Below are 18,533 nucleotides of genomic sequence, written 5' to 3' on the forward strand. Positions count from 1 at the left end.
GCAGGGACACCAGATGGCGGAGCTCACGATCCGGCCGGAGGAGATCCGGGACGCGCTGGAGCGCTTCGTCGCCTCGTACGAGCCGGAGACTGCCGCGCGCGAAGAGGTCGGTACCGTCACCGAGGCGTACGACGGCATCGCCAAGGTCGAGGGCCTGCCCTCGGTCATGACGAACGAGCTGCTCAAGTTCGAGGACGGCACCCTCGGTCTGGCGCAGAACCTCGACGTCCGCGAGATCGGTGTCGTCATCCTCGGTGACTTCAGCGGTATCGAAGAGGGCCAGAAGGTCCGTCGTACGGGCGAGGTTTTGTCGGTTCCGATCGGTGACGGCTACCTGGGTCGCGTCGTCGACCCGCTGGGCCAGCCGATCGACGGCCAGGGCGAGATCGAGTCCGAGGGCCGTCGTGCCCTGGAACTGCAGGCCCCCGGCGTCATGATGCGCAAGTCGGTCCACGAGCCGATGCAGACCGGCATCAAGGCGATCGACGCGATGACCCCGATCGGCCGCGGCCAGCGTCAGCTGATCATCGGCGACCGGCAGACCGGCAAGACCGCGGTGTGCCTGGACACGATCATCAACCAGCGCGACAACTGGCGCTCGGGCGACCCGAAGAAGCAGGTTCGCTGCATCTACGTCGCGATCGGCCAGAAGGGCACGACCATCGCGTCCGTGCGCCGCTCGCTCGAAGAGGCCGGCGCGCTGGAGTACACCACGATCGTCGCCGCCCCGGCCTCCGACCCGGCCGGCTTCAAGTACCTCGCCCCGTACACCGGTTCGGCCATCGGCCAGCACTGGATGTACCAGGGCAAGCACGTGCTCATCGTGTTCGACGACCTGTCGAAGCAGGCCGAGGCGTACCGCGCCGTGTCCCTGCTGCTTCGTCGTCCGCCGGGGCGCGAGGCCTACCCCGGTGACGTCTTCTACCTGCACTCGCGTCTGCTCGAGCGTTGCGCGAAGCTCTCGGACGAGCTCGGCGGCGGTTCGATGACCGGTCTGCCGATCATCGAGACCAAGGCCAACGACGTGTCGGCGTACATCCCGACCAACGTCATCTCGATCACCGACGGCCAGTGCTTCCTGGAGTCCGACCTGTTCCTGCAGGGCGTGCGCCCCGCGGTCAACGTCGGTATCTCGGTCTCGCGAGTCGGTGGCTCGGCGCAGATCAAGGCGATGAAGAGCGTCGCGGGTCGACTCCGCGTCGACCTGGCCCAGTACCGCGAGCTGGAGGCGTTCGCGTCCTTCGGTTCCGACCTGGATGCCACCTCCAAGGCTTCGCTCCAGCGTGGTGCGCGCATGGTCGAACTGCTCAAGCAGGGTCAGTTCGAGCCGTTCGCGATCGAGCTCCAGGTCGTCTCGATCTGGGCCGGTACCACCGGCAAGCTGGACGAGGTGCCGGTGCAGGACATCCGCCGCTTCGAGAAGGAGCTGCACGACTACCTGCAGCACAAGCACGCGGGCCTGCTGACCGGGATCGTCGAGACCGGCAAGCTGGAAGACGACACCGTGATGGCGCTCACCGACGCGGTGGACTCCTTCAAGCAGACGTTCACCAAGTTCGACGGCGAGCCGTTGATCCAGGACGTGGCGCCTGCCGGTCTGACGAAGGAAGACGTCGGCCAGGAGAAGATCACCCGTCACGTGGCCAAGTCCGAGTAAAGAACGGAGAACCCTGACCAATGGGAGCCCAGCTTCGGGTCTACCGGCGTCGGATCCGTTCCGTGTCGGCGACCAAGAAGATCACGCGCGCCCAGGAGCTCATCGCGGCGTCGCGGATCGTGAAGGCGCAGCAGCGCGTCGCGGCCTCCAAGCCGTACGCCGACGAGCTGACGCGCGCCGTTTCCGCGGTCGCCACCTTCTCCAGCACGCAGCACCCGCTGACCACCTCGGTGGAGCGGCCCACCCGGGCCGCGGTGCTGCTGGTTACCAGTGACCGCGGTTTCGCGGGCGGCTACAACTCGAATGCCATCAAGGCCACCGAGCAGCTGGTCAAGCTGCTCGAGGACGAGGGCAAGACGGTCGACCGCTACGTGATCGGGGCCAAGGGCATCGGATTCTTCCAGTTCCGCGATGTGGACCTGGCCGGGCAGTGGAAGGGATTCTCCGACCGCCCCGAGTACTCCGACGCCAAGAAGGTGGCAGGTGAGCTGATCGACGCGTTCGTGACGCCCACCGACGAGGGCGGTGTGGACGAGATTCACCTCGTCAGCACCGAGTTCGTCTCCATGCTCACGCAGAACCCGGTCGCGGTGCGGGTGCTCCCGTTGGCGGTCGAGGAGACGGACGAGCCGCCGGCCGGCGGTCCCTTCCCGCTCTACGACTTCGAGCCCTCGGCCGAGGGTGTTCTCGACGCACTGCTGCCGCGGTACGTGGAAAGTCGCATCTTCAACGCCCTGTTGCAGTCCGCCGCTTCCGAGCACGCGGCCCGCCGGCGGGCGATGAAGTCGGCGACCGAGAACGCCGAAGACCTCATCCGGACCCTCTCTCGACTGGCGAACAATGCCCGCCAGGCCGAGATCACCCAGGAAATCAGCGAGATCGTCGGTGGCGCCAACGCCTTGGCCGACGCGACCGCGGGGAGTGATTAGACATCATGACTGCCACTGTTGAGACGGCCGCTGCCACGGGCCGCGTCGCCCGCGTCATCGGCCCGGTCGTCGACGTGGAGTTCCCCGTCGACGCGATGCCGGATATGTACAACGCGCTGCACGTCGACCTGGACCTCGAGGGCCAGGGCGAGGGGGAGGGCAAGACCACGCTCACCCTCGAGGTCGAGCAGCACCTTGCCGACGGCATCGTGCGCGCGATCTCGATGCAGCCCACCGACGGCCTCGTCCGCGGCGCGGTCGTCACCGACACCGGCTCGCAGATCTCCGTCCCCGTCGGCGATGTCACCAAGGGCCACGTGTTCAACGCCCTGGGCGAGGTCCTGGACGTGGACCGGGCGACCTTCGAGGTCACCGAGCGCTGGCCGATCCACCGCCAGGCGCCGGCCTTCGACCAGCTCGACTCGAAGACCGAGATGTTCGAGACCGGCATCAAGGTCATCGACCTGCTCACCCCGTACGTCAAGGGTGGCAAGATCGGCCTGTTCGGTGGTGCGGGCGTCGGCAAGACGGTGCTCATCCAGGAGATGATCGTCCGTGTCGCCCGTCTGCACGAGGGTGTCTCGGTGTTCGCCGGCGTCGGCGAGCGCACTCGTGAGGGCAACGACCTGATCGAGGAAATGAAGGAAGCGGGCGTCTTCGAGCAGACGGCGCTCGTCTTCGGCCAGATGGACGAGCCCCCGGGCACCCGTCTGCGTGTGGCGCTGTCCGGTCTGACCATGGCGGAGTACTTCCGCGATGTGCAGAAGCAGGACGTGCTGCTCTTCATCGACAACATCTTCCGGTTCACCCAGGCCGGTTCCGAGGTGTCGACGCTGCTCGGCCGCATGCCCTCCGCGGTGGGTTACCAGCCGACGCTCGCCGACGAGATGGGCACCCTCCAGGAGCGCATCACCTCGACCCGCGGTCACTCGATCACCTCGATGCAGGCGATCTACGTCCCCGCGGACGACCTGACCGACCCGGCCCCGGCCACGACGTTCGCGCACCTCGACGCCACGACGGTGCTCTCGCGTCCGATCTCCGAGCTGGGCATCTACCCGGCCGTGGACCCGCTGGACTCGACGTCCCGGATCCTGGACCCGCGCTACGTCGCGCAGGACCACTACGACTGTGCGATGCGCGTCAAGAGCATCCTGCAGAAGTACAAGGACCTCCAGGACATCATCGCGATTCTGGGTATGGACGAGCTGTCCGAAGAGGACAAGCTCACCGTGCACCGCGCGCGTCGCATCCAGCGCTTCCTGTCGCAGAACACCCACGTGGCGAAGCAGTTCACCGGGCTCGACGGATCGGACGTCCCGCTGTCCGAGACCATCGAGGCGTTCAACGCGATCGCCGACGGCAAGTACGACCACGCTCCCGAGCAGGCGTTCTTCATGCTCGGTGGGCTGGACGACCTCGAGAAGAAGATCGCCGAGCTCAACAAGGGCTGACGATCGCCTGATCGACGAGGGGCGGTCCCGCACGGGTCCGCCCCTCGTGTCGGTTCCCGGTACCCGCCGCGTGGCGGGTGCCGGAAACCCGCCGGCGTTCGAGCCGGTTGGAGCCAGGCCCGTCCGGGCCACTATCCTTGGACACCACCCGCCCCTCGAGGGCGGAGGCGAAGACCCGCGTGTCTTCGACCCGACATGAGGAGCCACGTTGGCTGAGCTGCACGTCGAGCTGGTCGCGGCCGACCGCAAGGTGTGGTCCGGCGAGGCCACCATCGTCATCGCACGCACCGCGGACGGTGACATCGGCATCCAGGCCGGTCACCAGCCGGTTCTCGGAGTGCTCGAATCCGGCCCGGTGACGATCCGTCAGGCCGACGGTTCGGTCGTCATCGCGGCGGTCCACGGCGGGTTCATCTCGTTCGCGGACAACAACCTCTCGCTGCTCGCCGAGATCACCGAGCTGGCCGACGAGATCGATGTCGCCCGCGCGGAGCGGGCGCTCGAGCGCGCCGGCGCGGCGAAGGACGCGGGCGCCGAGCGGCGCGCGGAAACGCGTCTGCTCGCCGCCCAGCGGCGCTAGATCCGGTAGCGGCACCAGAGCCCGGACCGACACACGGCCGGGACCACTGCTCAACGCGCGAACGAGGAGGTCGATCGGGATGGTCCTCGTCGTGCTGAGCGTGGTGTCGGCCGTCGTCGTGGTATTGGTCGTCGGTGTCGCGGCGTTCGCGTTGCGTCGTCGACTCATCCAGCGACCGGGCGGCACCTTCGACTGTTCGTTGCGTACGCGCCCACCGGTATCCCCGGCCGGCGCAGCCGGTTCCACCGCCGCGGCGTCCCCCGGACAGACTCCGGGAGGCGCCGCGTCGTCGTCCCCGGAGGGTGCCGGAAAGGCACCGGCCGACGGCGATCCGGCCGCGCCGTCGGCCGATCCGGACCACGGCAAGGGCTGGGTCTTCGGGATCGCCCGCTACAGCGGCGACCGGATCGAGTGGTTCCGGGTGTTCAGCTACGCGCCGCGCCCGCGTCGGGTATTGCAGCGCGCGGGCATCCATGTGATCGGTCGGCGGGAGCCGGCCGGCCAGGAGGAGTTGGCGCTGCTCGCCGGCGCGGTGATCCTGGTCTGCGAACACGCCGGCGACCGGATCGAACTGGCCCTGAGCGACGACGCGTTGACCGGCTTCCTGGCCTGGCTGGAAGCGGCACCGCCGGGACAACGGGTCAACGTCGCCTAGGCTCCGTCCGACCGGTTCAGCGGTTGGCGCCCGGTACCCACAGCACGTCGCCGACCTCGCGGTTGGCGTGTCGGGCCAGGATGCTGTGTCTGTTCCGGGGGCGACCCCCGGACCCCACGCCCGCGCGAGTTCGCGTCAGCGGTTGGCGCCCGGTACCCACAGCACGTCGCCGACCTCGCGGTTGGCGTGCCGGGCCAGGATGAACAGTAGGTCGGACAGGCGGTTGAGGTATTTCACCGTCAGCGGGTTCATCGAGTCGCCGTGCACCTCCAGGGCCGCCCACGTGGTGCGCTCGGCACGGCGGGCGACGGTGCGGGCCTGGTGCAGCAGGGCCGCGCCCGGGGTGCCGCCGTTGAGGATGAAGCTGCGCAGCTTCTCCAGGTTCTCGTTGTATGCGTCGCAGGCCGCCTCCAGGGCGTCGATGTAGCTCTGCTCGACCCGCAGCGGCGGATACTTCGGGTCCTCGACCACCGGGGTGGACAGGTCGGCGCCCAGGTCGAACAGGTCGTTCTGGACACGGGTGAGCAGCGTGACGACGTCCTCGTCGAGGTTGCCGAGCGAGAGCGCGACGCCGATCACCGCGTTCGTCTCGTCCACGTCGGCGTAGGCCGCGAGCCGCGGGTCGGTCTTGGCCGTGCGCGACATGTCGCCGAGGGCGGTGGTGCCGTCGTCGCCGGTGCGGGTGTAGATCCGGGTGAGGTTGACCATGTACGCACCCTAACGGCGCGCCTGCGCCCGGCTTTGTCTCGGCTTGGTGCCGTCCGTAAGCGGGTCCCGGAATCAGTACGATTCTCCGATGGACAGGTTCCGGGTGACAGGTGGTCAGCGGCTCGCCGGCGAGGTGCGGATCACGGGCGCGAAGAACAGCGCGCTGAAATTGATGGCAGCCGCGTTGCTCGCGGAGGGCACCACGGTGCTCGAGGAGGCTCCCCGGATCCTCGACGTCGAGATCATGAGCGAGTTGTTGCGGCGCCTCGGGTGCGAGGTCGAGGGCGAGACCACCGGAACGGTGCGGATCGACGTGCCGGCCGCGCCGCGCTTCGAGGCGGACTACGACCTGGTGCGCAGCATGCGGGCGTCGATCTGCGTGCTCGGGCCGCTGCTCGCGCGCTGCGGCGAGGTGCACGTCGCCTACCCGGGTGGCGATGCGATCGGCTCGCGCGGTCTGGACATGCACATCGAGGGCCTGGTCAAGCTCGGCGCGACCGTGGAGAACTCGCACGGCGTGCTGATCGCCAAGGCGCCGAAGGGATTGAAGGGCACCACGGTCTGGCTGGACTTCCCCAGCGTCGGCGCGACCGAGAACATCCTGATGGCCGCGGTCCTGGCCGACGGGCGCACGGTGATCGACAACGCGGCCCGCGAGCCGGAGATCGTGGACATCTGCGCGATGCTCACCGAGATGGGCGCGCGGATCGAGGGCGCGGGCTCGTCCACCCTGGAGATCGAGGGCGTCGACGGGCTCAAGCCGGTGCGCCACCGCACCGTCCCGGACCGGATCGTGGCCTGCACCTTCGCGGTCGCGGCGGCGATGACGCTGGGCGATGTGACGGTGCGCAACGCGCATCCGGAACATCTGGAGATCGCGCTCGACAAGCTGACCCTCGCCGGCGCCGAGGTCTCGCACGTGCGGGACGGCTTCCGCGTGGTGATGGACCGGCGGCCGAAGGCGGTGGACGTGGTGACGCTGCCGTACCCGGGGTTCGCGACCGACATGCAGCCGTTCTTCGCGGCGATGAACTCGATCGCCGAGGGCTCGGCGATGATCACCGAGAACCTCTTCGAGGCACGGTTCGTATTCCTCCAGGAACTGCTCCGGCTCGGCGCGTCGATTCGCACCGACGGGCACCACGCGATCGTGCGCGGGGTGGAACAGCTGTCCGGCGCCCCGGTGTTGACCGCCGACATCCGCGCGGGCGCGGGTCTGGTGCTGGCCGGTCTGGTGGCCGACGGGGACACCACGGTGAGCGGGGTGCACCACATCGACCGCGGCTACACGGGCCTGGAGGTACAGCTCCAGTCGCTCGGCGCGAAGATCGTCCGGGAGCCGGAGCCGGAGAGTACCTCGCGTTTCTGACGGATCGTCAGGTGGGGGTGCGCGGATCCCGGGGCCGCTGCGGCTACGCTCCGGGCGAAGGGCGTTCGCGCGCGGACGCCGGCTCGGGATCGTGTACTGGAGAGGTTGCGCAGTGACCAAGAAGATCGCCGTCATCGGGGCCGGGTTGATGGGATCGGGCATCGCCCAGGTCGCCGCCCGGGCGGGCCACACCGTCGTGCTGCGCGATGTCACCGACGCCGCGCTGGCCCGTGGTCTGAGCGGGATCGAGGCCTCGTTCGAGAAGTTCACGGCCAAGGGCGCGCTGAGCGCGGAGGACGCCTCGGCGGCGCTCGCCCGGATCACCACCACCATCGACCTGGACGCGGTGGCGGACGCGGACGTCGTGGTCGAGGCGGTGTTCGAGAAGGTCGAGATCAAGCAGGGCGTCTTCCGCGAACTGGACCGCATCTGCAAGGCCGACGCGGTGCTCGCGACCAACACCTCGGCGATCCCGATCACCGAGATCGCCGCGGTCACCGGCCGCCCGGAGGCGGTGGTCGGCATGCACTTCTTCTCCCCGGTGCCGCTGATGAAGTTGTGCGAACTGGTCCGCGGCTTCAAGACCTCGGACGAGACGCTGGCCGCCGCGCGGGAACTCGCCGAGGAGATGGGCAAGACCTGCATCGTGGTCAACCGGGACGTGGCCGGCTTCGTGACCACCCGGCTGATCACCGCGCTCACCGTCGAGGCGGTCAAGCTGTACGAGGCGGGTGTGGCCACCGCCGAGGACATCGACATCGCCTGCCGGCTCGGTTTCGGACACGCGATGGGCCCGCTGGCCACCGCGGACCTCACCGGCGTGGACATCATGCGCAACGCGACGAGCAACATCTACACCGAGACCAAGGACGAGAAGTTCGCGCCGCCGGAGCTCCTGAACCGCATGGTGGCCGCGGGCGACCTGGGTCGGAAGTCGGGCAAGGGCTTCTACGCCTACTGAGCGGGTGGCGCAACGGGTGGTGCGCAATCGGCGCATCATCCGACCACTCGTCACCGGTACGAGTGAAGTCCACTGTGATGAGTGAGGATTATCGGGTTTTGGGTGTTCTGCTGGGGAGTCGAACCGTCATCGATCGGACGGACTCCCCAGGAGGAGACGATGCGCGTTTGGGGCGACCCGCGTGAGCTGCACTTGGAAGGCGTGCTCGACGTGCGGTCCACCACCGACGTCCGGTTGGCGCTGCACGACGCGCTGGACCACGGCGACGGCGATCTGATTCTCAACCTCACCCACGTGCCCATGCTGGACACCACCGGCCTGGGTCTGATCGTCGGCGCGCATCGGCGCGCGGGCCGACGCGAGCGCCGACTGGTGCTGATCGGCGTCAATCCCGACGTGCATCGCGTCCTGGTGCTGACTCGATTGCACCGCATCCTCACCCTCCGCCAACCCACCGCGGCCTGATGGGACGGTGCGTCGACCGGCGCCGACACACTGTCAGGCAGGCCGGGAAACGACTTGCGGGCTGTGGTCGATCACACCTGTCCGGAGCGGTTACCCGTCAGTACACTCCGTGGTAAGCAGGGCCGAACCAGGCGCGGTGACAGCGGACCAGCGGGGTTGCCCAGGCCGGTAGTCGCCGAGATCCGGTCGGCCCGGAACCTCCGGAGGTATTCCGTGGCGAGCCAGACGCCCTCAGCTCAGCCCTCGCAGCCGACCCCGGTCGAGCGCGACCGCCCCTGGGTCATGCGCACCTACGCCGGTCACTCCTCGGCCGCCGCGTCCAACGCGCTGTACCGCCGCAACCTGGCCAAGGGCCAGACCGGTCTGTCCGTGGCCTTCGATCTGCCCACCCAGACCGGCTACGACCCCGACCACGAACTCTCCCGCGGCGAGGTGGGCAAGGTCGGCGTACCGATCTCGCACATCGGCGACATGCGCGAACTCCTGGACGGCATCCCCGTCGAGGGCATGAACACCTCGATGACGATCAACGCGACCGCGCTGTGGTTGCTCGCGCTGTATCAGGTGGTAGCGGAGGAGCAGGGCGCCGACGTCGCCAAGCTCACGGGCACCACGCAGAACGACATCATCAAGGAATACCTCTCGCGCGGGACCTATGTCTTCCCGCCCGGCCCCTCGCTGAAGCTGATCACCGACACGGTCGCCTACACCGTCTCGCACCTGCCCAAGTGGAACCCGACCAACATCTGCAGCTACCACCTCCAGGAGGCGGGCGCGACGCCGGTGCAGGAGATCGCCTACGCGATGTGCACCGCGATCGCCGTGCTGGACGCGGTCCGCGACTCCGGGCAGGTGCCGCAGGAGCGCATGGGCGACGTGGTCCAGCGCATCTCCTTCTTCGTCAACGCCGGTGTGCGCTTCGTCGAGGAGATGTGCAAGATGCGGGCGTTCGTGCAGCTGTGGGACGAACTCACGCTGGAGCGCTACGGCGTGCGCGATGCCCGACAGCGCCGATTCCGCTACGGCGTACAGGTCAACTCGCTCGGGCTGACCGAGGCGCAACCGGAGAACAACGTCCAGCGCATAGTGCTGGAGATGTTGGCCGTGACGTTGTCCAAGGACGCCCGGGCCCGGGCGGTACAGCTGCCGGCCTGGAACGAGGCGCTGGGCCTGCCCCGGCCGTGGGACCAGCAGTGGTCGTTGCGGATCCAGCAGGTGCTGGCCTACGAGTCGGACCTGCTGGAGTACGGCGACATCTTCACCGGCTCGCATGTGATCGAGGCCAAGGTCGCGGACCTGGTGGCGGGCGCGCGCGAGGAGATCGACCGGGTACAGGCGATGGGCGGCGCGGTAGCGGCGATCGAGTCGGGCTACATGAAGTCGCAACTGGTCGGCTCGCACGCGGCCCGGCGGGCCCGGATCGAGGCGGGCGAGGAGGTGGTGGTCGGGGTGAACCGGTTCGAGACCACCGAGGAGAACCCGCTCACCGCGGACCTGGACGCGGCGATCATGAGCGCCGACCCCGACGCCGAGCGCTCGGCGATCGAGAAGGTCCGGGCGTGGCGGGCGGCCCGCGATCCGCAGGCGGCGGAGGCGGCGATGACGCGGCTGCGCGAGGACGCCCGGTCGTGGAAGGCGGCCGACGCGGTCAACCTGATGCCGGCCACGCTGGCGTGTGTACGGGCCGGGGTGACCACGGGGGAGTGGTCGCAGGCGCTGCGCGAGGAGTTCGGCGAGTATCGCGCGCCGACGGGGGTGTCCGGGGTGGTCGGCGTGCAGGATGGCGCCGGGCTCGGCGAGGTGCGGGGGGCGGTGCGCCGGACCGGGGAGGAACTGGGCGGGCGGCTGCGGTTGTTGGTCGGGAAGCCGGGGCTGGACGGGCACTCGAACGGGGCCGAGCAGATCGCGGTTCGGGCGCGTGATGTCGGGTTCGAGGTGGTGTACCAGGGGATTCGGCTGACGCCGGCGCAGATTGTCGCGGCCGCGGTGGAGGAGGACGTGCACTGTGTGGGGCTGTCCATCCTGTCGGGGTCGCATCTGGAGTTGATCCCCGACGTGCTCTCGCGCATGCGCGGCGCGGGGATCGGTGATGTGCCGGTGGTGGTGGGCGGGATCATTCCTGCCGCGGATGCGGCGTCGTTGTTGGCGCAGGGGGTGGCGGCCGTGTTTACGCCGAAGGACTTCGGGATCACGGAGATCATGGGGCGGATCGTTTCGGTGATCCGGGAGGCGAACGGGCTGTCCGCCTGAGTGGTGGGCTCGTGTTGTGGGCCGAGGTCGGCTTGCCGTCCTCAAGCGCCGGACGGGCTGGGGTTGGTGGGCTTGGGCTTGTGGTCGACTTTGTGAGGTCGGTGGCTTTCCTGTGTCCTCAAGCGCCGGACGGGCTGGGGTTGGTGGGCTCGGGCTTGTGGTCGACTTTGTGAGGTCGGTGGCTTTCCTGTGTCCTCAAGCGCCGGACGGGCTGGGGTTGGTGGGCTTGGGCTTGTGGTCGACTTTGTGAGGTCGGTGGTTTTCCTGTGTCCTCGAGCGCCGGACGGGCTGGGTTTTGGCCCGGCCGGCGCTTGGACGGTGGTCCGTGTTTTCGGTTATGGGATCGGGGTGGTCATGTCTGTGGTGATTTCTGTGGGGGTCAGGGCTCGGTTGTAGATGCGGATGTCGTCGATCAGGCCGGCGAAGTGTTCGCCCCAGATGGTGTTTCCGCCGATTTTGAGGGCGCCGCCCTCGTCGATGATCGGGCCGGTGTGTGGGGTGGCCCGGACCTGGATGCCGTTGACGTAGAGGCGCAGGGTGGTGCCGTCGTACGTGGCGGTGAGGTGGGTCCAGGTGTTGGTGGGTAGTGGTGAGGTGCCGTCCGCGTAGGTGTCGTTGTTGGTGCCCGTGGTGTTGATGGACGTGTTGGGCGCGGTGGTGCCGTTCGCGTACAGGGCGTAGGACAGGCCGCCCCCGCGTTCCTTGAGCAGGATCGAGCGCCAGCCGGTGATCGCGGTGGGTTTGACCCACGCCTCCAGGGTCATGCCCGTGGTGAGGGTCAGGCGGGCGCTGTGCGGCACCGTGACCATCGATGAAGTGCCGTTGAAAGACAGGGCGTTGCCGGTGCGGCCGGGTACCCATGTGGCGCCGGCGACGGTGCCGTTGTTGCCCTGTCCGGTGCCGTCGACCAGGACCGTGCCGCCGGCGGCGTTGAAGCCGTATTGCGCCATCAGCCCGGGTACCGGCCCGTCGACCTCGCGGAACGTGGCGGTCAGGGTGAGCGGTGTCGCGGGTGCGGTGATGTTGTGTGCCGCCGCGCCGCCGTCGGACCAGGACGCGAACTCGTAGCGTTTGCCGTTCAGCGTCTGCGGCGACGGCGCCGCGATCGACGAGGTGCCGCCGACGATCACCGTGCCGGTGAACGGTGCCGGGCGCTGGGACGAGAACAGGCCCAGGGTCAGGCCGGGCGGATTCGAGGCGAGGGTGATGTCCACCGTCCGCGGATCCAGGCGCACGCTCGTGGTCCCGGTCAGGCCGCCGGAGTCGGTTGCGGTCAACCGCAGTTCCAGCCAGGACGGATACTCGTGGTCGACCGCGGTGAAGGTGCCGGAGGCGCCGTCCTGTGCGGTGATCTGGTGCTCGTGGCAGTTGGTCGGCGTGGTGCAGTGGTGCATGACGATGCGCCAGTTCAGGCCGCTGCCGGGAATGGCGCCGTCCTGGGGGTCGCTCGCGTGCCCGGTGAAGGCGATCGGGTCGCCCACCTTCCAGGTCAGCGTCGACGCGGGGGAGTCGATCACCGGTACCGGTGGCGAGTTGCCGGCGGTGACGGTGATCGGGGCGGAGTCGCCGGTCAGCCCGACCGGGTCGGTCACCCGCAACCTGGCGCGATAGGTGCCGGGCACGGTGTACGTGTACGACGGGTTCGCCGCGGTCGAGTCGTCGAACGCGCCGTCGCCGTCGAGGTCCCAGGCGTACGTGAGGGTCTCGCCCGGATCCGGGTCGGTGGAGGCGGATCCGGTGAAGGCCACGGTCAGCGGGGTGCTCCCGGTGGTCGGCGTGGCCGAGGCGACCGCGGTGGGCGCGCTGCCGGTGTAGCGGATCCGGTGGATCGCGCCGTCCTCGAAGCCGACGTAGTACACGTCGCCCTCGGGGCCGGTGGTCAGCTGCACCGGATTGCTGTTGGTGACGAACGCCTGGCGCGTGGCCGGGTCCGGGAGGCCGTCGGCGCCCGCGCGCATGCTCCAGATGCACCGCCGACTGTGGTCGGCGAAGAACATCGCGTCGCGGTAGGCGGCGGGGTAGCGCTGTCCGCTGTAGAAGGTCACCCCGGAGATCGCCGAGCCGTTGCCGGTCGGGCAGCCGTCGCCCGGCGCCACCACCGTGCCGTGCCGGTACGCGTAGTAGGGCGCCTTGACCGCGCCCGCGCCCTCCGCGTACAGGTCGGCGCACAGGTTCAGGCCGATCGACTCGTAGCCGCCCTGGCGGGCCGAGCCCTCGTAGCAGGGCCAGCCGAAGTTGGCCACGGCCGTGCTCGACGGGGTCAGCCGGTCGATCTCCTCCCACGTACTCCAGCCCACGTCGCCGAGCCAGACCTCGTTGGTGCCCGGCCGGAAGCCGAACCGGAACGGGTTGCGCAGGCCGGCCGCCACCAGCCGACGGGCGTTGGCGTCGGCGTTGCCCGCGAGCGGGTTGCCGGGCGCGCCGGCGCCGGTGGCGGGGTCGATCCGGATGATGCTGCCGTTGAGCGCGAACGGGTCGCCCGCGGTACGGAAGTCCTGGGCCCGCAGCGCGCCGCCCTCGGCGTTCGGCGCGGTCAGTACGGTGCCCACCGCGGCGGTGCCGTCGGCGCACGGATTCGCCGGGATCGGCTCCTTGCCCGGGATCGCGCCGCTCGCCGGGGTCTGCCCGTAGTCCGCCCAGTCGAAGCTGGCCCCGTCCCCCGCGGACGCGTACAGGTAGCCGTCCGGGCCGAAGGCGAGCGAACCGACCGAGTGCGACGGGAACTGCTGGCACCAGCCCTCGACCAGCACCTGCTCGGGACCGGCGGTGTTCCCGGTCGCGGTCAGCCTGCTGATCCGGCCGGTGATCAGACACCCCTTCGCCTGGGCGCCGGGCGGATCGGGGCACCCGTCGTCGGCGCCGGTGGCGGTGCCCCAGTAGGGCGCGGAGCCGCCGGGGCGCGCGTCGTGCGCGTACATCACGTACACCGACGGGTCGGTCGGGAAGTTCGGGGCCAGGGCCAGGCCGAGCAGGCCGCGATCCCAGAAGTTGTGCACCTGCGCCCGCAGATCGGTGAACACCGTGGGTGTGGTGTCGGTGAGCGAGTCGAACACCTTGACGACGCCGGACTTCTCGGCGACGAAGATCCGGCCGTCCTTGGCGAAGGCCACGTCGATCGGCTGGGACAGCCCGGTCAGTATCGGTTCGTCGGCGAACTTCGGCGGTACGGCGGCGGCTCGGGCCGTCGCGTCGCGCGCGGTCGGCGGGGAGCCGAAGAGTTCGGGGCCGGGTGGGCGCGTGGATGTGCTCGACGTATTCGTGGTCGCGGCCGGCGATGCGCCGGCCGAGGGTATCGACAGTGCCAAGGAGGCGAACAGCGCGACGGCGCACGCAAGCCGGGTTCGTCCCCGGTGCACCTGCCGTCCCGCGTATCGCGAGTGTATGGAACCGGACATATATGTCCCCCTGTTCCCCCTGTGCGCCCGGCAGTTGTGGCGCCACATCTGCACCATAGGGTGACTCGCCGGGCGTAGACCGACTTTTCGGCAGCCTCATCCGCCCCCGGTCACCCGCGTGCGCCGGATCCCGTGACCACTTGCGGACGCGCGCGTTGTTGTTGTGAAGAGGGAGCGAAGGTCGACCCGGAGACGGTCCGCTCGACGGCGGGAGGTGGCAAGGTGGAACGTGGTACGACGGGGACACACGATGCCCATGCGCGGCCGCCTCGGTGCGCGCCGCGTCGGTGCTCAACGATCTTGTCACGAACCCGGCGCCGGGTATCGGTGCGCCGGCCGCGCCCGGCACACTGATCACCGGTTTCCGCCCCCGGGTGCCCGGACTCGTCCCAGGTCGCGCCGGTGCGTCGAGGAACCACGACGGGGAGCACAGGGAGTGGCATGAGCGGCGGCGGCAGGCAACGGCCGGAAGAGGACGGGGAGCAGCACCTCGGGGACGAACCGCCGCGGCCGTCGGCCGGCGACCGGGAGGTCTCCGGGGGCGACCCGTGGAGCGACTCCTGGGGTGACGACGCCTATCTGGACGAGCTGTTCGGGCCGCGCCCGGGGCGAGGCGCCTCGGCGCCTCGGCAGAATGCGGATGATTCGCGCGAGTTCGCGACGGGCGGCGCGGGCGGGTTCGGGACCGACGACTCCGGCGGGTTCGGCGGGAGCGCGGCGGGCCTCGACGCCGCGAAGTCGGGTGGGAGCGCTCCCGGGTTCGGGACGGACGGGTCGGGCGGGCCGTCTTCGGGGCGGGGCCAGTCGATGCGCGGCGAGCCGATCCGGATCGACGACGACTGGTCGGACCCGGCCCCGAGCGGGCGGGCCGGCAGCGACGAACCCGGGCCGAGCGTGCTGCGGCTGTACGCGGGCGACCTGCTCCTGACCTTCGGCGGCGTGGACGGCACCGACGTCGTGCCGGTGCCCGCCGGCGCCCGGCCGCCGCGCCCGTCCAGGCTGCCCGGTTCGGTGCCCTCGACCGACCCCGAACCGCTGGGTCGCGGCGTCGAGATCGCCGAACTCACCGGGCTGCTGCAACGCGGTACGTCGGTGCGGATCGGCGGACCCGCCTCCAGCGGGCGCACGACGCTGCTGCGCCGGCTCGCCGCGCTCGATCCCGCCGACGCGCCGGACGGGGTGATCCTGCTCGACGGGCGCCGGCGCGGCCTGGACGACCTGCTCCAGCAACTGCACGACGCGTGCTTCGCCGGACCCGCCTACCGGCCGACACGTGTGCAACTGGCCCGGACCCTCGCGGACGTGGCCGCCCTCGTGGTGATCGACGACCTGGACATCGGCCCGGAGGACATCGCGGAGCTTCTGCGTATCGCCCCGGAATGCGCTTTCCTGGTGGCCGGGCCCGAGCTGGTCGACCCGATCGCGCGCCGGGATTCGCCGCTGCACGAGATCACCCTGCGCGGCCTGCCGCAGGAGGCGTCCTTCGATCTGCTGCGCCGGGTCGCCGGGCGCGAACTCGACGACGAGGAGCTGTCCTGGGCCTCCGCCCTGTGGTTCCAGGTGGGCGGCCACCCGGGGCGGTTCGTCCAGGCGGGGGCACTCCTTGCGCGGCGCGAGCGCGGCCGTTACGGGCTGCTCGACGACGGCGCGGCGGACGGCGCCGGCGAGTTGCCCTCGCCCGGGGACCCCAGGCAGTTCGTACCGCGTCTGGTGCCGCTGGTGTCCGCGTCGGCCCAGCAGGTGTTGCGGCTGGCCTCCGCGCTGGACGGCGAACTCCCGGACCCGGTACACCTGCCGGCCCTGACCGGCGCGGTGGACGCGGTGGGCGCCGCCGACGAGCTGGTCGAAGCCGGGCTCGCCGCCTGTGAGTTCGGCCGCTATCGGCTCACCGGAGGTACCGCCGAGGCGGTCGCCTCGATCGTGCGCGGGCCGTCCTCGTGGGCGGTGGCGGCCATACAGCACTTCACCTGGTGGGTCTCCCACCCGTCGGTGACCCCGGCCGAGATCGCCCGCGAGGCGGACACCATCCTGGCCTGCCTGCGCGAGTCCGAGCGGCTGGGCAAGGCCGGTTCGGCGCGGGCGCTGGCCCGGGCGTCGGCGCCCGCGTTCGGCGCCTCGGCGCGGTGGGACACCTGGGGCGAGGTGCTGGAGCTGGGCTTGGCCTCGGCGCGCGAGGCGGGCGCCTCGGCGGCGGCGGAACACGCCTGGTTCCGCCACGAGTTGGCGATCCTGGCGTTGTGCACGGGCGATCCGGAGGGCGCGCGCGAGGAGGCGGTCGCCGCCACCCGGATGCGCGACGTCGGCTCGGACAAACGTGGACTGGCCGCGGACCGGCGGGTGTTGGCGCTGGCCGGGGGCGACCGGGCGGCGGTCGCGGCGGTCGGCCGGGAAGGCGCGGCCGGGGCCGAGCGGGGTGGGATCGGTCGGCGCGGCGTGTTGATGACGGCCGGCGCGGCGGTGGTCCTGGTGGTCACCCTGGCGGCGGTGGTCGCGATGGGCTCCGACTCGCCGGATCGGGGCGATCATCGTAATCCGGTGGGTTCGACGGGCTCGGCGACGCACGACCCCAACACGCCGAACCGGGGGCCGGAGGCCGACCCCAGGGTGGACCGGGACAAACCGCCGCCCCCGGCGGGCAGCCGCAAGCCCGGGGCGAGTGGGGCGACGTCCTCGGCCGCCACGACGGCCCGCGAGACCACGGCGCCGAACACGAGCGCCCCGGCCACCGCGCCGCGCTCGTCGGCTCCGGCCGGCTCGGCGTCACAGAGCACGACTTCCGCCCCGACGAGCGCTCCACCCCCCACCACGCGCGCGCCGTCGCCGACCTCGACCGCCCCGCAGTCCCCTGTCGGCGACGTGAACGTGCCGGTCGGGGGCTGACCGCCACCCGCGCCGGCCGGGGCGGGCGGGTCCGGACTCGGGTCAGTGTGCCGCCTCGCGCAGGACAGGGAGCACCTCCTTGCCGAGGCGGGCCACGTTCTCCAGGGTGCTCGCGCCCACTCCGGCGCCCTCGGCGAACAGCAGGAAACGGTTGATGCCGGTGCGCTCGGCGGTGCGCGAGAGGCGGCGGATGCAGTCGGCCGGCGCGCCGATCGGGTGGATGCGACACAGGAAGTCGGTGTACTCGACCGGGTCCCGCATGTGCCGCTGCCGGCCGTCCACCGTCACGTGCGCCGACAGGCCCCGGCGCAGCCACTTGGGCATCGCGTGACGCAGTACCTCGACCGCCTCGCGCCGGGTGTCCGCGACGTAGGCGACCGCCGCCGCGGCGTGCTCGACCGCCTTCGGGTCCCGCCCGCACGCGGACGCCGCGCACTCGTAGGTGCGGACCATCGCCGCCTTCTCCGCGTCGTCCGCGTGCATCCCCAGGAGCATCGGCAGCCCGTGCCGCGCGGCGAGCGACGCGGTCTCCCGGGAGGTGCACGCGACGATCACCGGAGGGTGCGGGTAGGTGCGCGGACGGGGCACCACCGGCACCTTGCGGAAGGAGAAGTGCTCGCCCTCCGCGCCCACCCGCTGGTGGGTCAGCCAGCGCATCAGCAGGTCCAGCGACTCCGCGAACGCCTCGTCGTGCCGTCGCAGCCCGGTGCCGAAGACCTCCAGGTCCACCCACGGCCCTCCGCGCCCCACGCCGAGGGTGAAGCGCCCCCCGGACAGCTGGTCGAGCAGCGCGGTCTGCTCGCCCAGGGCCACCGGATGCTGGTTGGACAGGACGCTGATCGCCGTACCCACCCCGATCCGATGGGTACGCCCCAGTAGCATGGAGGCGAAGGTGACCGCCGACGGGCACAACCCATACGGCACGAAATGGTGTTCGGCGATCCACGCCTCGTCGAATCCGGCCTCCTCCGCGGCGATTCCCGCATCCATGGCGGCGGTGAGCACCGCACCGTGGTCGCCCGCGTCGAACTGCGCCGCCAGCAGGAAGATGCCCACCCTCATCGCGTCCTCCTCGTCATGTCGTGGCCGATGCCGATCGGCCGGTCCCGCCGGACGTCGCCGGCGGGGGCGGGTGTGGGGGACAGGGCGCCCACACGACAACACAACGCGTGAAGGCGCGTGTAGGTAATCCTTCACGCGTGATGGTTTTTTTACCCGATCGGGCGGATA

13 protein-coding genes are annotated in these 18,533 nt (G+C 70.5%); 10 read left to right on the forward strand and 3 right to left on the reverse strand.

Annotated features, from left to right (window positions below; all coding sequences use genetic code 11):
* Positions 1-13 precede the first annotated feature (13 nt).
* The 5 genes from atpA (at position 14) to ACFXKZ_RS00900 (ending at position 5,275) form a co-directional block, all read left to right on the forward strand.
* Positions 14-1,657, forward strand: coding sequence for a F0F1 ATP synthase subunit alpha (gene atpA / locus ACFXKZ_RS00880; protein ID WP_379994982.1), 1,644 nt, complete (start codon positions 14-16; stop codon positions 1,655-1,657).
* A gap of 20 nt (positions 1,658-1,677) precedes the next feature.
* Positions 1,678-2,586, forward strand: a complete 909-nt coding sequence (locus ACFXKZ_RS00885; RefSeq protein ID WP_078975427.1) for a F0F1 ATP synthase subunit gamma — start codon at positions 1,678-1,680, stop codon at positions 2,584-2,586.
* 5 nt (positions 2,587-2,591) lie between these two features.
* Positions 2,592-4,040 carry a F0F1 ATP synthase subunit beta gene (atpD, locus tag ACFXKZ_RS00890; protein ID WP_379994985.1) on the forward strand — a complete coding sequence of 483 codons (1,449 nt, stop codon included), beginning with the start codon at positions 2,592-2,594 and terminating at the stop codon, positions 4,038-4,040.
* 208 nt (positions 4,041-4,248) lie between these two features.
* Positions 4,249-4,620, forward strand: a complete 372-nt coding sequence (locus ACFXKZ_RS00895) for a F0F1 ATP synthase subunit epsilon (RefSeq protein WP_078975425.1) — start codon at positions 4,249-4,251, stop codon at positions 4,618-4,620.
* Positions 4,621-4,699: 79 nt separating this feature from the next.
* Positions 4,700-5,275 carry a DUF2550 domain-containing protein gene (locus ACFXKZ_RS00900; protein ID WP_101897034.1) on the forward strand — a complete coding sequence of 192 codons (576 nt, stop codon included), beginning with the start codon at positions 4,700-4,702 and terminating at the stop codon, positions 5,273-5,275.
* 135 nt (positions 5,276-5,410) lie between these two features.
* Here the strand turns inward: ACFXKZ_RS00900 and ACFXKZ_RS00905 are convergent, their stop codons facing one another.
* On the reverse strand, positions 5,411-5,983 hold the full coding sequence (locus ACFXKZ_RS00905) for a cob(I)yrinic acid a,c-diamide adenosyltransferase (RefSeq protein ID WP_078975424.1): 573 nt from the start codon (positions 5,981-5,983) through the stop codon (positions 5,411-5,413).
* An 88-nt stretch (positions 5,984-6,071) separates the two neighbouring features.
* Here ACFXKZ_RS00905 and murA point away from each other — a divergent pair, with 88 nt between their 5' ends.
* The 4 genes from murA (at position 6,072) to ACFXKZ_RS00925 (ending at position 11,028) form a co-directional block, all read left to right on the forward strand.
* The gene (gene murA / locus ACFXKZ_RS00910) at positions 6,072-7,352 is read left to right on the forward strand and encodes a UDP-N-acetylglucosamine 1-carboxyvinyltransferase (protein ID WP_379994988.1); all 1,281 of its coding nucleotides are present in this window, start codon (positions 6,072-6,074) and stop codon (positions 7,350-7,352) included.
* Between the two features lie 112 nt (positions 7,353-7,464).
* Positions 7,465-8,313, forward strand: a complete 849-nt coding sequence (locus tag ACFXKZ_RS00915; RefSeq protein ID WP_379994990.1) for a 3-hydroxyacyl-CoA dehydrogenase family protein — start codon at positions 7,465-7,467, stop codon at positions 8,311-8,313.
* A 159-nt stretch (positions 8,314-8,472) separates the two neighbouring features.
* Positions 8,473-8,778, forward strand: a complete 306-nt coding sequence (locus ACFXKZ_RS00920; protein WP_379994992.1) for an STAS domain-containing protein — start codon at positions 8,473-8,475, stop codon at positions 8,776-8,778.
* A gap of 282 nt (positions 8,779-9,060) precedes the next feature.
* On the forward strand, positions 9,061-11,028 hold the full coding sequence (locus tag ACFXKZ_RS00925; protein ID WP_379997249.1) for a protein meaA: 1,968 nt from the start codon (positions 9,061-9,063) through the stop codon (positions 11,026-11,028).
* Positions 11,029-11,363: 335 nt separating this feature from the next.
* Here ACFXKZ_RS00925 and ACFXKZ_RS00930 read toward each other — a convergent pair whose 3' ends face one another.
* A complete protein-coding gene (locus tag ACFXKZ_RS00930; protein WP_379994994.1) occupies positions 11,364-14,333 on the reverse strand; it encodes a LamG-like jellyroll fold domain-containing protein in 2,970 nt (989 codons plus the stop codon).
* A gap of 531 nt (positions 14,334-14,864) precedes the next feature.
* Between ACFXKZ_RS00930 and ACFXKZ_RS00935 the strand changes: the two genes are divergently transcribed.
* Positions 14,865-17,303, forward strand: a complete 2,439-nt coding sequence (locus ACFXKZ_RS00935; RefSeq protein ID WP_379994996.1) for a hypothetical protein — start codon at positions 14,865-14,867, stop codon at positions 17,301-17,303.
* Positions 17,304-17,345: 42 nt separating this feature from the next.
* Here ACFXKZ_RS00935 and ACFXKZ_RS00940 read toward each other — a convergent pair whose 3' ends face one another.
* Positions 17,346-18,365, reverse strand: coding sequence for an LLM class flavin-dependent oxidoreductase (locus ACFXKZ_RS00940; RefSeq protein WP_379994998.1), 1,020 nt, complete (start codon positions 18,363-18,365; stop codon positions 17,346-17,348).
* Positions 18,366-18,533: the final 168 nt, after the last annotated feature.

This window comes from Embleya sp. NPDC059237 (genome assembly GCF_042754105.1).
Taxonomy (GTDB): Bacteria; Actinomycetota; Actinomycetes; order Streptomycetales; family Streptomycetaceae; genus Embleya.

Coding starts and splice junctions, on each gene's coding strand:
- atpA (WP_379994982.1), top strand. CDS start 14: ATGGCGGAGCTCACGATCCGGCCGGAGGAGATCCGGGACGCGCTGGAG.
- ACFXKZ_RS00885 (WP_078975427.1), top strand. CDS start 1,678: ATGGGAGCCCAGCTTCGGGTCTACCGGCGTCGGATCCGTTCCGTGTCG.
- atpD (WP_379994985.1), top strand. CDS start 2,592: ATGACTGCCACTGTTGAGACGGCCGCTGCCACGGGCCGCGTCGCCCGC.
- ACFXKZ_RS00900 (WP_101897034.1), top strand. CDS start 4,700: ATGGTCCTCGTCGTGCTGAGCGTGGTGTCGGCCGTCGTCGTGGTATTG.
- ACFXKZ_RS00905 (WP_078975424.1), bottom strand. CDS start 5,983: ATGGTCAACCTCACCCGGATCTACACCCGCACCGGCGACGACGGCACC.
- murA (WP_379994988.1), top strand. CDS start 6,072: ATGGACAGGTTCCGGGTGACAGGTGGTCAGCGGCTCGCCGGCGAGGTG.
- ACFXKZ_RS00920 (WP_379994992.1), top strand. CDS start 8,473: ATGCGCGTTTGGGGCGACCCGCGTGAGCTGCACTTGGAAGGCGTGCTC.
- ACFXKZ_RS00925 (WP_379997249.1), top strand. CDS start 9,061: ATGCGCACCTACGCCGGTCACTCCTCGGCCGCCGCGTCCAACGCGCTG.
- ACFXKZ_RS00935 (WP_379994996.1), top strand. CDS start 14,865: ATGAGCGGCGGCGGCAGGCAACGGCCGGAAGAGGACGGGGAGCAGCAC.
- ACFXKZ_RS00940 (WP_379994998.1), bottom strand. CDS start 18,365: ATGAGGGTGGGCATCTTCCTGCTGGCGGCGCAGTTCGACGCGGGCGAC.